A 14,722-nucleotide genomic window follows, 5' to 3' on the forward strand; every position below is an offset into this window, starting at 1 on the left:
TAAACGGTAATGATCTGTAGTAGATTTCAACGCCCTAGGGCGGGTAATATTTATATTAATTATGCTTCACCTTATTTTATCCCGAGCAGCGCTCATTCTTGTGTCAACCACACTAGCGGTTTTGACTGTTGCCTGTAATAAAGAGCAACAGGTTGCCGTGACAGGTGGCGATGAGCAACCTGCGCCTACTGATAAGAGTGTCGCCTCGCCTGCTGCCACAACGCTACCTCTAAGCGCTAGTCCACAACCAGAGTCACCAAGGCAGCAATTGTCTGAGATTGAAGTGAGTTATTTTGAACAGGGACTAGACAAAGCTGTTGGCGCTCTTAGCATAAGCCAATCGGCTCAATCTGTAGAGGATTGGGATTTAGTGGCAATTCAGCTGCAAGACGCGATCGCGCTGATGCAAAAAGTGCCAGTTGATAGTCCTTATTTCACAAGCGCCCAAGCAAAAATCATCGATTACCAACGCCAGCTCAAATATGCTATACGAAAAGCCACTCTCCCCATAAATCCGCCACCACAAGCTCAACCAAAGAGGATCGTTGTTGCCGTTCCCCAGGCTTCTGTTATACCAAGTATTACCCCACCTAGTGTCACCCAACCACCAATCGCACCTGCGGAAAAACTTCAACCACCGTTGCCAAAGTCAACGCCAGTAGTGCCACTTAAACAGCAAGAGGCGTTTGCACTTCCAACAAAACGGCAAAACGAACAACAGGTGTATACAGCCCCCATCAAACGGCGAATTGGTGGTACGCCAATTATCGAAGTCACCTTCAATGGCAATCAGCCGTTTGAGATGATTTTAGATACGGGAGCTAGTGGCACAGTCATTACCCAGAAGATGGCAAATGCTCTGGGAGTGGTGCCAGTCGGAAGAGCGAAGGCAAACACAGCCAGTTCCAAAGCTATAGAGTTTCCCATCGGCTATGTGGATTCGATGGAAGTTGGTGGGGCTAAAGTGAATCGTGTAGCAGTGGCGATCGCTGGTGCAGAATTAGAAACTGGGCTTCTCGGGCATGACTTTTTTGGTGACTATGATATCACCATTAAACGCGATCTCGTAGAATTTCGTCCGCAATCGCACTCACAAGTCAATTCCACACAAGAGGCTGAATTCACTGCTCCAACTGCTCCCAAGGAGCGCCCATCTGTCTTGTATCCTTAGTGGCTCTCACCAAAGTTCTCAGTAAGCTCACTAAGATAGACAGATTAATTAGCTACCAACTTTTCCTCAGAAAATAGCAGAGACAGTAGCAGTGTTATTGAGCACCAAGATAAGTAGCTGTGTTTGCCGTCGGTATAGTACTGCATTTTCATAGAAGGCTAGGGTGTAGGGGCTAGGGCGTGCGGATTTAAGTGTTATCGGCAAGGATGCAGGGGGTGAGGATATCTCTGTTTTCTTCATACTTAACACCCCTAAAAACTGCAATTGTTAAGTATTTGCACCTTGTCTATTTCTCGTTTTTTTACTTTTTATAAAGTAAAATATTTGAGGAAGTGTGCTTGTTGGAGAAGATTTTTAAGTTCATTTAACCTTTTTTTAACCTCAACTTAACATTTAAGTTGTTTACTTATTATTAATTCACTTTTTGCTGCAACATTTGAACCCTCCAAAACCTGATACTCATAAAGGTTGGAGGGGTTCTCTATGCTATAGGTAGCTAGCAAACCTTTGCAACCGTGTCGAAGCGATTTCAGAAGACACTTTGAAGGATCATCACTCTCTCCTAAATACAGCTAAGTCCTACTTGCTCGAAGAAGTTGCACCATCAGCTAACGAGATAGACTGCAACCCAAATTCCCTATTCCATGCACTTCGAGGTCTTGGCAAATTGGGTTTGCTAGCACTAAAGGTTCCGCACCGCTGGGGTGGAAAAGAATTCAGCGAACAGACATATGGCAACTTTCAAGAACTGGTAGCACGGTATTCTGGTGCTTTAGCCTTTGTGCAAACTCAACACCAAAGCGCTGCTGGTATGCTCGTTGCTAGTAGCAACTCCTCGCTACAGGAAGAATACCTCCCCCGCATGGGCAACGGTGAAGTTTTATTGGGTGTTGGCTTTTCCCAGCTTCGGCGAGAAGGAGATCCGCTGACTGTAGCTATACCAGTACCTGGAGGATATCAACTCAATGGGGTTGTTCCGTGGGTGACGGGATGGGAATTTTTCAGCGAGTTTATTGTCGCCGCCACATTACCTGATGGTCGTGCTGTTTTCGGTATTGTACCCTTACTTGAAACACATCAAGACTCAGGAGGTGCTGTTACACTTTCAACTCCTGCACAACTAGCGGCTATGACATCAAGCAACACCGTAACTGCTACTCTGAACAACTGGTTTTTATCCGCAGAACGTATCGTTTTTATGAAACCCGCTGGTTGGATTCACGAAAACGATCAAAAAAATGTTCTCCGTGCTACATTTCTTGCTACGGGATGCGCCCTTGCTGGTTTAGATATTTTGGAGTCTGTCGCCAGCAGAAAATCTCTACCTTTTATCCAAAAAGCTTTTGATTCTCTGCAACAGGAATTGAATAATTGTCGCAACGCTGTTCGGGAAGCGCAAAATAATCCTGGATTGAAATTGTCTGAACGCCTACAATTGCGAGCTTGGGCGATTGATCTAGCAGGGCGAATAGCTCATGCAGCGGTGACTGTTTCTAGTGGTGCTGCTATTTATAGCCATCATAATGCACAACGGGTGTACCGCGAGGCGCTCGTATTTACTGTGACTGGTCAAACTCGTGCTGTTATGGAAGCAACGCTCTTGAGATTGACGCGAGCAGATTTTTATAATGAACCGCACAGGCGCACAGAGGAAAGAGAAGAGGAGAGAAAAATTAGTTACTCGCGGGTGATACACCTAAGTTATGTGATTGACACTGATATTCCTCAATGGCAAGGTGATCCGCCTGTGGAATTTGAGACTGTGGCAGAATTATATAAGGATGGTTATTATCTGCGGCGTTTTTCTATGGGGGAACACAGCGCGACTCATATCAATGCTCCCAACAGCTTTCACCTTGATGGTGTGGGAATTGAGGAATATTCTGCGGGGTCGTTGGTTGTACCTGCTGTAGTCATTGATATTCGGGAACAGGTTGTAGTGAATCCAGATTATGCCCTTTGTGTTGAAGATATCCTGGCTTGGGAGGAACGATATGGTGAGATTCCGCCTAGTTGCGTAGTGTTACTTTATACGTGTTGGCAAGAGAAATGGTTGGATAACAATGCCTTTTTTAACCAGGATACTCAAGGAGGTATGCATTTTCCTGGGTTTGGTAGCGATGCAACACGGTTCTTACTGGAGGAACGTCAAATTGCTGGGCTAGGAATTGATACTCATGGGGTAGATTCAGGGCAAGATACTACTTTTGTGACGAATCGCTTGGTGTTGGAAAGACAGGGTATTGTGTTGGAGAATTTGACGAATTTGGATCAGTTACCGCCAACAGGAGCTACTCTGGCAATTGGTGTGCTGCGGTTGCGTGGGGGTTCAGGTTCTCCGGCTGGGGTGATGGGGTTTGTACCCTAATTTTCCAACAGTAGCTTCTAGGTCTTTGCCAACTCCAGCTAAAACAGCAGTATTCACGCTCAGTTGGCTTTCTGCAAGTGTCAGTAAGTGCGCCTGCTGAAAAACCAAATAGACCAATCTAGTGTCGCTATTAATGTAAAACCACATTTTGACTACAATCGATACATCAAGTCAAACTTGAAACAAATGTTCTACTGCATCGTTGATCCCAAGGTGTAGACAATGACCACTCCCCTGAATTGCCGCAATTACATCGCTGGTCAATGGTTGAATACGGCATCAGAAGCTACCCTAGAAAGTCGCAACCCCGCTGATAGCAGCGAAGTTGTTGCTACATTCCCCCGTTCTACAGCAGTTGATGTTGATACAGCAGTAGCCGCCGCCCGCAAGGCATATCGTACCTGGCGACTCGTTCCCGCCCCCGCGAGAGCAGAATATATTCAGAGAGTGGGAGAACTTTTACTCAAGCACAAAGAAGAACTTGCCCAACTCATGAGTCGGGAAATGGGTAAACCCCTAACAGAAGCACGGGGAGATGTCCAAGAAGGGATTGACTGCGCCTATTACAGTGCTGGTGAAGGGCGACGGCTATTTGGGCAAACCATTCCCTCGGAAATGCCCAACAAATTTGCAATGACAGTAAGGATGCCTATCGGAGTCTGCGCCCTCATCACTCCGTGGAATTTCCCTGTGGCTATCCCCTGCTGGAAAGCTATGCCAGCTTTGGTGTGTGGTAATACTGTCATCCTTAAACCTGCTGAAGATACCCCCGCTTGTGCAACAAAACTTATTGAGATTTTTGCCGAAGCAGGTTTGCCACCCGGAGTTATCAACTTGGTGCATGGAGTGGGAGAAGAAGCAGGGAAAGCTTTAGTTGAACATCCTGAAGTTGATTTGGTATCTTTTACCGGTTCTTCGGAAACGGGTGCTTTTGTTGGCGCAACTTGCGGACGCACTCACAAGCGCGTCTGTTTGGAGATGGGCGGCAAAAATGCTCAAATTGTCATGGAAGATGCTGACTTAGAACTTGCTCTTGATGGGGCAGTTTGGGGAGCATTTGGTACTGCCGGTCAAAGATGTACTGCTACGAGTCGCCTGCTTTTGCATCGTGACATCAAAGAGAAGTTTACCATAATGCTTAAAGAGCGTACTAGCAAGTTACGCTTGGGCGCAGGGACTGATCCCAAAATTGATATAGGACCTTTAGTAAATGCATCTCAACTTCAACGGGTGAGCAAGTATTTGGATATTGCCCATGAAGAAGGCGCAAAAGTATTAATAGGTGGAGAAATAGCAACCGAGGGAGAACTAAAATACGGTTACTTCTTTCAACCCACGATTCTTGATGAAGTCACGCCCGAAATGCGAGTCGCCCGTGAAGAGATATTTGGTCCTGTGGTGGCGCTTATCGAGGTGAACTCGTTTGAAGAGGCGATCGCCATCCTTAACGATACACCCTACGGTCTTTCTTCTTCAATCTACACCCGCGATATTAACCGTGCTTTCGCCGCCATGCGCGACATCGAAGCTGGGATCACTTACATCAATGGTCCGACTATTGGCGCAGAGGTTCATCTACCTTTTGGGGGTGTCAAACAAACTGGAAACGGACATCGGGAAGCTGGTACTGCTGTTTTGGATGTGTTTACAGAATGGAAGACTGTGTATGTAGATTTTTCGGGAAGCTTGCAACGTGCTCAAATAGATAACCGTAGCTAGGGGAATTCTTCATGAGTACAGGACAAAGGGCTATTTCGTAATAAGCATCCTCTATAGCACTCCTAAATCATTTGTGAAATTGTCTGTTTATCTTTTCTTGGCGACGCCAGTCGCCTAGGTCGGGAAACCCTCCTGCAGCGCTGGCTCCTCTTGGCGTCTTGGCGGTTTATTCACGAAAAAATTCTCACAACTCAAATAGGATTGCTATAGCATTTGAGTTTATGGTGGGCAATCCCCACCCTACAAAAAAGCCCTTCCAGGATAACCCGGAAAAGCTTTTGGTGTATTCTGCGCCGGAGTGATTATGTTTTCGAGGCGCTACAGTTAGGTGGAAGTCTGCTGTAGAATCCTTAGCGCACTGCCTCCAGACAGCGGTAGTCGCGCATCCAGTCTTCCCCGTCCTGATCGCTTAGCACAGCGAGCCGCCCAGTAGTCAAAAACGCTAGCTTAAAAATTTCCCACTGCTCGTCGGTGATGTCACCTTGCTGTGAACTGACGCCTCCCTCCTCCCAGATAATCGTCACTTCTCTGCCCCCAGCAATCTCGAAGTTCCCCAAACGAGTAACTCGACCGAGATGCCACTTGAACTCGGCTCCGGCTTGCTTAGCTTGAGCCGTTTCGAGCGCCTCTGTGCCGGACTGGTGAATATACTGCCCTTCATTTGCCGATGATTCCTGCTTTGTCATGGGTTGCCCTACTCCTTTTATATGGTTTGCTCTCATTGATTCTGCCTTCGGGCGTATCGGCGGTTCGTTTCACAAAGAACCACCGATACCGCCTTCTAGGCACCAGTACATTTATCAAACTGATCAAAAGATTTTTCATCGACCTATACAACCAAAACATCCCAGCTATTCCTTGAGGAGATGTTTTGGAAAAGGACGATTCATACTCTAAGAAAGCCCTCGACTTTGCTATCGAGGGTTACGAACAAAAAGCAACAGAATGCTCCGACTACTTTTTGCCTCTTTGATGCAGGTAAATCTATTACGGTTAGTAGCGGTTACGGAAGCTGTTGTTGCTTTGGTTACCACCAAACGAACTTCTGTTTTCCTTGGGCTTAGCCTTATTGACTTTGAGATCACGACCCATCCATTCAGCACCATCAAGACCTTCAATGGCTGCTGATTCTTCAGCTTCTGTACCCATTTCCACAAAAGCAAAACCGCGCGGTTTACCTGTTTCACGGTCAGTTGGAACCTGAACCTGCTTGACAGAACCATATTCTGCAAACACAGAATTCAGATCTTCTTTTGTAACTTCATAAGAGAGGTTACCTACATAAAGTGACATAAATTGTCTCCAAAATCATAAGTGTGGAGAGATTTAGATTTCGGAGAGAAGTCTTTCAATACCAAAAGGAAAAAGCCAATCAATAAAAAAAACAAACACAGTTACCGAATAAATTCTCACATTACTAGGATGACATATCAGGTAACTATCAGGGGGAAAGTTGGTCAAATTGTTACATAAAGTCATCCGAGCAATTGAAAGGTCAGTGTTTTTTAGGGAGGATGCAGTGAAGTGTTTCTTCCCTGATGCCGTTTTGATGAAAATCTAACATCGGCTTTATGGCATACCATTAAGCAAATCAGCTTCCATCTTGCCATACTGTATTTTATAAAGACTGAGAACCGCTATAGAATCAACCGAAATAGAATCAAAAGCTACTGCAAGCGATCGCCTCTCACCGTTTAATCAGAAATAATCTTAAAAAATCTAATACAACTATGTTAAGTATCCCTATTGATATAAGTTTACCGCGATCGCCTCACATAGTTACATCCTTACCCGGTCCTCGTGCCAAAGCTATTGTAGAACGGGATCGCGCTGTGACTTCACCATCTTACACCCGTGATTACCCGTTGGTTGTCGCTCGCGGTGAGGAGTGTATGGTGGAAGATGTGGACGGTAATGTCTTTTTAGATATGACTGCAGGAATTGCCGTTACCGCAACTGGACACGCGCACCCGGAAGTTGTGCAAGCGATTCAAGAGCAAGCTGCAATGCTACTGCATATGTCGGGAACTGATTTTTACTATGAACCAATGGTGGAACTGGCGGAGAAATTAGCTATCCGCGCCCCTTTTCCCAATGGTGCAAGGGTGTTTTTTAGCAATTCTGGAGCAGAATCTAACGAAGGAGCGATCAAACTAGCAAGATACTACACCGGGCGTTCCCTGATAGTTGCCTTTTTGGGAGCATTCCACGGACGCACTTATGGAGCGATGTCCCTCACTGGTTCCAAAACAGTACAGCGAGCAAACTTTGGTCCTCTGCTTCCAGGTGTCACCCACATTCCCTACGGGACTCACGCTAGCCTAGATTACCTGGAAAAACAATTATTTCCCACAATGCTACCGCCTAAAGAGGTCGCAGCGATCGTTGTCGAAGCGATACAAGGAGAAGGTGGTTATATTGTGCCAGAGGATGGGTTTTTGCAGCGGCTGCGGGAAATATGCGATCGCCATGGCATCCTCATGGTTGTTGATGAAGTGCAATCTGGGATGGGGCGCACGGGTCGTCTATTTGCCATTGAACATTGGGGTGTCATGCCTGATATCATAACCACAGCCAAAGGTATTGCCAGTGGTCTACCGTTGGGAGCTATTCTTTCTCGTCCGGAAATTATGACTTGGCAACCTGGTTCTCATGCTACCACCTTTGGTGGTAATCCAGTTGCTTGTGCTGCGGCTATTGCGACTTTGCGACTGTTGGAAAGCGGTTTGATGGCAAACGCCACCCAGATGGGAGAATTACTGCAAGTAGGTTTAGGTCATCTGTCGGAGCAATTTCCGCAAGTTTCACCGCCGAGAGGAAAGGGCTTGATGGTAGCGGTGGATTTGTTAGACAACGAGGGTAAGTTTGATCCCAAGTTGCGCGATCGCATTCTTCAAAAAGCTTTCTTACGCGGTTTGTTGTTACTTGGTTGCGGAAAAGCAGCAATTCGCTTCTGTCCGCCTCTGGTTATTGATAGCGACCAAATTGAAATTGCCCTACAGATTCTTTTTGAAGTTTTAGCTGAAGTTTCGTGTTAGACACTTACAATAAACTTCAAAAGTATGATTAAGGAATATTTAGAACCACAGATTAACACAGATGCACACAGATGAGGACACTGCCGTGCGGTGAGTCGAGCGCTGCAGGCGGTGAGACCAGTGCTGCAGGAGGGTTAGCCCGACCCAGGCGACTGGCGTGCAAGTGTCCGTTAATTTATCTGTGTTAATCTGTGTGCATCTGTGGTTTCATTACCGTATTGTAGACACTCATATAAACGAATCCAGCGTAGAGACGCAAAGGTACTCAGGAAGTTTTTGGAACTGTACATCTTGGCGTGAAGTTATCATAAATCTAAGTATGCATCGCCAGAAATACCATGAACCCCGAAATTGCCCGTCATCTTTGGGAATTGCTTTGGCACGACTACAGCACTAGGGTCAGTTATGCCCGCACATACGCGCAAATGATAACTCACGCGGGTGGGACTGTTACTAATGACCATATCGCTTTTCGGTCTTTACGTATGGTAGTGGACAGCCCACAGGGTAAGGTTAACTTGGGTATTGGCTACTTGGGACAACTTGCAGAGGCTTTGGGTTACCAGGCGGCTGGGGAGTATTCTTTTCCAGAAACCCATCTTTACGCCCGTCATTATTGCCATCCTCAGCAAGAAGAATTTGATTTGCCTAAGTTGTTTATCAGCGAGCTGATTGTGGATGAATTGCCAGAAAAGACTGTCCAACTCATCCATCAAACCGTCTCTGGCGTAAATTTACTTAATTTTTCAGCAATTTTCGATACATTTAATGCTGATATTAAACGTCTTGTCAAGGAACTTCATAGAATCTTTATCTGCCCTTGGCAACCTCCCCGGCGTTCTATTTTGGAAGAAGTGAACAAGGTCACTCAATATGGTGCTTGGGTGCTGCTGCACGGTTATGCAGTCAACCACTTTACAGGCTACGTTAACCGCCAGAATACCTCAGAATACCCAGATATTGAAACGACGGCTCGTGGTTTAGCTAACTTAGGTGTGCCAATGAAAGCTGAGATTGAGGGGGATATTGCGTGTGGTTTGCGGCAAACAGCAACTCAAGCAGTTACCGAAATTGTCACAGTCTTTGAAGATACCGCAGATGTTGAAATTCAAGTCCCCTGGACTTATGCCTACTATGAAATTGCCCAGCGTTATATGGTAGAAGTGGAACCAGGGCAGCAAGTTCTGTTTGATGCTTTTTTAGGAAGGAACGCCCAGCAGTTGTTTGAAATGACGCGATTAAAAATGATTTAGGAGATTAGAAAGCTTTTTGAAAAAGATTATTCTTGTGCTGAAATTGTTAATTTCTTAAATTGAATTGCCATAGGCCTATCATCTTTAGGTGCAAATGTAGTTTGGTGCTTGTTCCAGTCCTTATATCTAAAAATAACCTGATTCAATCCTGAAACACCTTGAAACTTGAGGCTCCGCTCAATAGTCTCCCCCCCCTGAGTATTAGAAATACTCTCCAATACGACTCCGTTAATCTCCAGATTTACACTTTGAGAAGCAATCGGATTGATAAACCTGAAGTTTAGCTGTAATGGTTGAGATTTCGATAGCTTGAAGCTTAACAAAGTTTCTTTTCCTAAAGCCCAGCGCCATTTACCATCTTTATTATTTGTCTCAATGGCACTTAATCCTTTGGTAGTTAAAGTACTAGGCGAGTTACTGTCTATTAAATTAGATTCCGATAAATTTAGCAGAGGCTCAAACTTCAGGCTAGAACCTAAGGCTAAGTTAACTTGATTTCTTAAATCTGAGGACTTCGGGAAAAATTGTACTCTGCCTGCTGCTGGGACTAATGTTTCTGCTACAGGTTTACCAAAACGTTTATAGAAATCTGTCACACAATCTTCTGGTAACAAATTTACATAAAGATTCATCCCCGCAAAGTCATTGTACTTGTAAAAATCTGTAAAAAAAGACCACTCTTCTGGTCGAAAACAACGTGTTTGACGAGTAGCTTTGAAAATATCTGGTTTATCCGGAAAGAATAGCTTGTCCCAGCCAGCTTGAAGATATGGTTCTATTTGTGAAGGGTGCAAACGACCGAAGTACTGCCCCATCACTTTCTTTTTATGAAACCTTCTAAGAGAGAAAATACCAGAATTTAAGTGGTAGTATGGACAAAGTTTTTCTGACCCAACTCCGTTACCTCCTACTGCACAGAAAGGCCAATCTAACACTGCTTCTCCTGGCTGTTGTTTAACATAGTTCATATAAGAAAAGAAATTTTTATCAAACGAGAAATTATAGTCGGCTGAATAAGGATTGTAGCGGAGCTTGATAGAGTAAGCAGTGTAAAGTTCAATGCAAGCTAAACAAACTAAGAGTATTAAAAGTAATTTTCTAGTATGCCATCGGAACTCATTGAAATTAATTTCTAAAGCAAAAAGACAAAGTATAACTGCATACATAGAAGTCACAGGTTTCCGATTAAAAGCATGCCAGGGAAATATATTAATTGTTGGCAAATGAATTGGATTGTAAAAGACAAATAGTATGAATATTATAAGGAGTGGTATATAGATCGTAATGTGCTTACGTGCTTTCCATAAACCCACACCACCAAGGATAACTAAAAACAAACCAGGACTACCAGCACCTATATTTTCTGGTATATCACCAAATAATTTTTGAAACGCCGGTAGTCCTGGGTTAACCTTAGGGAAGAATGGAATAAATAATCTCAAGGGGTGAACCCATAAACCTGCACTCACAGTTTCTGTAAAATCAAATTTCTTAGTTTCTCTGAGAATTTGTAAAATTAAAGGTATATAAATGTAGCCTAAAATAATACTTAAAGATAATAGAAAAAAGGAAAAACGGAAATCAGCATAAAATTTATTTCTATAATTTTTTAGAATCTGTAATATTTGGTTTAAATTAAATTTGCCTTTAAAATATCTGTAGCAGAAGAGTAAAGCGATGAAAATCGTAGAAACCGTAAAAGAAGTTAGGGAAAAGCCAGCTATGTATCCAATATCTTGCCCTAGCGACAGAAACAGCAAGGCAACCCTCACTAAAATGAGTCTTAAAGACAGGGATTGACCCAAAACGACTCTCTTAACTATGAGGAAATCAGCTATATAACTAAGCGTCGTCCAGTGAAGCACAGCTTTGCTAATATGAACTGGATATTCCATGATTGCATAGAAATTACCATAGGAAACCAGGTATCCGGCTCCAACAGCACGAGCATAACCATAATCCCGAAAAAGCAGCGTAAAAGTTCCCAGGGCTGTTATTAATATAGTTAATAGGTAATAAATTTTTAACCAAGGGCCACTGCCAAAAACTGAGGATAGAATAGCGTAGAAAATATCTCTTTCAAATGCCCAAGGTTGAAAAACACTGCTTGTTCCATAGGGATAAAAAATTTGGTTATTCTCAAGGTTCAGCGTTGGGAATGGTGAAAAAGTAAGATTTTCTTTTAAATAAAAGCCCATATATTCCCAAATATCTATATCATTACCTCCAGCTAGTGGTTCGGAAAAATTTTTAATAAAGAGAAAGGTAAAAGAGCAAGAGATACACAAAAAAATGAATATTTGTTGTGTTATGAGCTTGGCTTTAACATTTGAGAACATACTCATAATTCACTCCCAGCAAAATAAAGTACTCGATTCAGTAGGAGTCAGGTCAATGTCGTAAGCTTTTCGGCTGATGTTTAGATTTACGCTTGATTGTTTTACTGCAAGGCGGTTATTCCCTTTTTATTGATCACAATAGCCGCACTCCACGAAATTCTTTAGCGATCGCTACATGAGAAGATATAGAAAGAAAAACCATTGTTTGCCGACAAGTTCCCCTACTCACACCAAACCATCAGTGTAAACACCATTTAACTCTTATTTAAAAATTTTGGCAAAAAATCGCTTCATTGCTTCCCAGGATTGCTTATCTGCAGCTTCATTGTAAGCTACTCCCTTAGAAGGATCATTGCCTGTTTCTGGATTTGTGAAGGCATGAACTGCACCAGGGTAAGAGATTAATTGCCAGTCCACATTTGCCTGTTGCATTTCTTTTTGAAAACCTTTGACTTGTTGCTGAGGAACCAAGGGATCATTAGCACCATGCAACACTAAGACGTTTGCTTTGATATTTTTGGCATCGTTAGGGTTTGGGGTATCGAGATTTCCGTGAAAACTGACGACACCCGCAATATTGGCACCACTGCGGGCTAATTCCAATACTGTACCGCCACCAAAGCAGTAACCAATAGCAGCAATGCGTTTGGCATCAGTGAGCTGATTTTTCCGTAAGACTTCCAGTCCAGCATTAGCACGCGCTCTCATCAACTGTCTATCTTTGCGATAAATTGTCGCTTGTGCTCCTGACTCTTTTGGATTTTTCGGTCTAATTCCTTTGCCATAGATATCAGCCGCAAAGGCGACATACCCTAGTTTGGCTAATTGCTCAGTACGTTTTTTGGCATAATCCTGTAACCCGTTCCATTCGTGAACTACTAAAACACCTGGACGTTTACCCTGTATAGCGTCGTCATACGCCAGATAGCCTTCTAAAACTGTATTCCCTTGTTTATATTCAACGACTTTAGTTTGAATAGCTGCTAGCGCGTGTGTTGATGTTAACAATACAACTACAGGAGTGATCAGAACAGAAAAAAGTGATTTCATAAATGCAAATAATTTCCCCTTCAAAAGGAAGTTTAGAGCAAGTGAAACGTTGTTTCCAAGAGATAATCTCTTGGAAAAGCAAGTAAGTTGCGAGTCTAACATATTTTTACAAAAATGAGAATGTTTTTGTCGCGTCACAAGGGTGAATTGATATGATTTCCACCAGAAACCTTGCAAAAAACAAATTATTTTAAGTTTAATAAAAAATTAACTATTGTTTAAGCAGATTTTAAATTTTAGTCAATTATCTAATGAAGCTATAAATCTCCCTCTTTGGGTGTAAGTAAATAAGGCTTGAAAAATACAAAAATTTTAGTGTCTACTATTTAGAAAAAAGCTTTCGTCAGTTTTATGTAACGCAAAAGACTGCACATGACAAAATTAGGATTTTAAAATATTTTTCTAAATAATTTTGTGTAGAAGCCAGCATATTTATGTTTGGTATTGCTCGTTATTAGCCTATCATAAGCAGAAAATTATAATTAACATAATTCTAAGAATTTTGCAAGGAGGAGTATCGTGTTATTTTCAAACAATTTCAAAATAAAAATACTCAAATTTTTGAGCTTGAGTATTGTGGTTTTAGCTTTGGTTATTGGTCCTTCTCTAGTAGAAAATGATTGGCATTTTTTTAACACATCATCTTTAGAAATCACTGTCAATGCTCAAGAAGCTCAACAGCAAAACAATAATGAGGCTCAAAAACCTGCAACGTCTGGAGGGGAAGAAAAGGGCAAGAGTGGCGAAGCAGGAAGCGCTGGGAATGAAGGGGAAAAAGAAGGCAAGCTGGATATTTTTAAAATAACTACGGGTGCGCTGGCGGGTCTGGTACTGTTTTTGTATGGCGTCACCCGGATGGCAGAGGGTATGGAAGCGTTGGCAGGCGATCGCGCCAAAGAAATCATTAGTAAGTTCACTACGAATCGCTTTGCCGGAGTACTGACTGGTACGGTAGCGACAACAGTACTAGATTCGTCGAGTGTGACAATCATCATCGTGATTGCGATGGTGAGTGCTGGATTGCTAAGTTTTGTGGAATCTCTCGGCGTGGTTCTAGGTTCCAATATTGGCACAACTATCGGCGCTCAAGTCGTTGCTTTTAAGATTAACGAGTATGCGCCGATCGCAATGTTTATTGGCTTGTTGTTAACTTTTTTAGGTAAGACAGACCGCTGGAAAAACATCGGTTTAATTACGCTGGGGCTAGGCTTGCTGTTTTTTGGCCTTGACACAATTGAAGACGCAATGGAACCGTTCAAAGACTATGAGCCATTTATTAATTGGATGGAAAGCTTGGGGGAAAACACGCTGTTGGGTGCTTTAGTCGGGGCGCTGTTTACAATCTTGATCCAATCTTCCTCCGCTACCGTTGCCATTGTCGTCACTCTAGCTAGTCAAGGATTGGTTTCATTACCCGCAGGGGTTGCTTTGGTACTGGGTGCTGAAGTTGGTACCTGCGCTGATACACTCGTGTCTACGATAGGACGCGAACGCCCAGCCGTGCGGACGGGCATTTTTCATTTGATTTTCAATGTTGTTTGCGCCGGTGTGGGGATTTTATTTGCTGCTCAATTAGCAGGACTTGCCCAGTGGGTTTCTAGCTTGGCGGGGGCGGGAGATAATGTTGCCCGTGAAATTGCTAATGCACAGTTATTATTTAATCTGCTGGGTGTGCTGACGGTCATCTGGTTTATTCCATCGATCGCCCGTTTGCTGGAACGGCTGATTCCTGATGGAAAAAACCGTGAAAGTCAAGCTGAAGCCAATTCTGTGGGTTAGGGATA

Annotated in this window: 11 protein-coding genes; 6 read left to right on the forward strand and 5 right to left on the reverse strand. The window is 43.4% G+C overall.

What is annotated here, in order from left to right; genetic code table 11:
* Positions 1-61: 61 nt before the first annotated feature.
* Positions 62-1,171: a retropepsin-like aspartic protease family protein gene (locus MAS10914_RS0117410; protein ID WP_017317228.1), complete on the forward strand. Its 1,110-nt coding sequence runs from the start codon at positions 62-64 to the stop codon at positions 1,169-1,171.
* Between the two features lie 66 nt (positions 1,172-1,237).
* Here the strand turns inward: MAS10914_RS0117410 and MAS10914_RS34330 are convergent, their stop codons facing one another.
* Positions 1,238-1,411, reverse strand: coding sequence for a hypothetical protein (locus MAS10914_RS34330; RefSeq protein WP_156818180.1), 174 nt, complete (start codon positions 1,409-1,411; stop codon positions 1,238-1,240).
* Between the two features lie 301 nt (positions 1,412-1,712).
* On the opposite strand from MAS10914_RS34330, the gene MAS10914_RS0117415 reads away from it, so the two are divergent.
* Together MAS10914_RS0117415 and MAS10914_RS0117420 are read left to right on the forward strand one after the other, a co-directional pair.
* Complete coding sequence (locus tag MAS10914_RS0117415) at positions 1,713-3,539, forward strand: cyclase family protein (protein ID WP_232224182.1); 1,827 nt, start codon at positions 1,713-1,715, stop codon at positions 3,537-3,539.
* 222 nt (positions 3,540-3,761) lie between these two features.
* Complete coding sequence (locus MAS10914_RS0117420) at positions 3,762-5,258, forward strand: aldehyde dehydrogenase family protein (protein ID WP_017317230.1); 1,497 nt, start codon at positions 3,762-3,764, stop codon at positions 5,256-5,258.
* Positions 5,259-5,608: 350 nt separating this feature from the next.
* Here MAS10914_RS0117420 and MAS10914_RS0117425 read toward each other — a convergent pair whose 3' ends face one another.
* Together MAS10914_RS0117425 and MAS10914_RS0117430 are read right to left on the reverse strand one after the other, a co-directional pair.
* The gene (locus MAS10914_RS0117425) at positions 5,609-5,944 is read right to left on the reverse strand and encodes a hypothetical protein (protein ID WP_026082620.1); all 336 of its coding nucleotides are present in this window, start codon (positions 5,942-5,944) and stop codon (positions 5,609-5,611) included.
* 307 nt (positions 5,945-6,251) lie between these two features.
* Entirely contained in the window at positions 6,252-6,551 is a 300-nt protein-coding gene (locus MAS10914_RS0117430) for an RNA recognition motif domain-containing protein (protein ID WP_017317232.1), read from the reverse strand.
* 437 nt (positions 6,552-6,988) lie between these two features.
* Between MAS10914_RS0117430 and MAS10914_RS0117435 the strand changes: the two genes are divergently transcribed.
* Entirely contained in the window at positions 6,989-8,296 is a 1,308-nt protein-coding gene (locus MAS10914_RS0117435; RefSeq protein WP_017317233.1) for an acetyl ornithine aminotransferase family protein, read from the forward strand.
* Between the two features lie 338 nt (positions 8,297-8,634).
* Positions 8,635-9,549: a DUF1338 domain-containing protein gene (locus tag MAS10914_RS0117440; protein ID WP_017317234.1), complete on the forward strand. Its 915-nt coding sequence runs from the start codon at positions 8,635-8,637 to the stop codon at positions 9,547-9,549.
* Between the two features lie 26 nt (positions 9,550-9,575).
* Here MAS10914_RS0117440 and MAS10914_RS0117445 read toward each other — a convergent pair whose 3' ends face one another.
* Together MAS10914_RS0117445 and MAS10914_RS0117450 are read right to left on the reverse strand one after the other, a co-directional pair.
* On the reverse strand, positions 9,576-11,894 hold the full coding sequence (locus MAS10914_RS0117445; RefSeq protein ID WP_017317235.1) for a hypothetical protein: 2,319 nt from the start codon (positions 11,892-11,894) through the stop codon (positions 9,576-9,578).
* Positions 11,895-12,149: 255 nt separating this feature from the next.
* Complete coding sequence (locus MAS10914_RS0117450; RefSeq protein WP_017317236.1) at positions 12,150-12,938, reverse strand: dienelactone hydrolase family protein; 789 nt, start codon at positions 12,936-12,938, stop codon at positions 12,150-12,152.
* Between the two features lie 561 nt (positions 12,939-13,499).
* Here MAS10914_RS0117450 and MAS10914_RS0117455 point away from each other — a divergent pair.
* Positions 13,500-14,717: a Na/Pi cotransporter family protein gene (locus MAS10914_RS0117455; protein ID WP_232224183.1), complete on the forward strand. Its 1,218-nt coding sequence runs from the start codon at positions 13,500-13,502 to the stop codon at positions 14,715-14,717.
* Positions 14,718-14,722: the final 5 nt, after the last annotated feature.

This window comes from Mastigocladopsis repens PCC 10914 (genome assembly GCF_000315565.1).
GTDB lineage: Bacteria > Cyanobacteriota > Cyanobacteriia > Cyanobacteriales > Nostocaceae > Mastigocladopsis > Mastigocladopsis repens.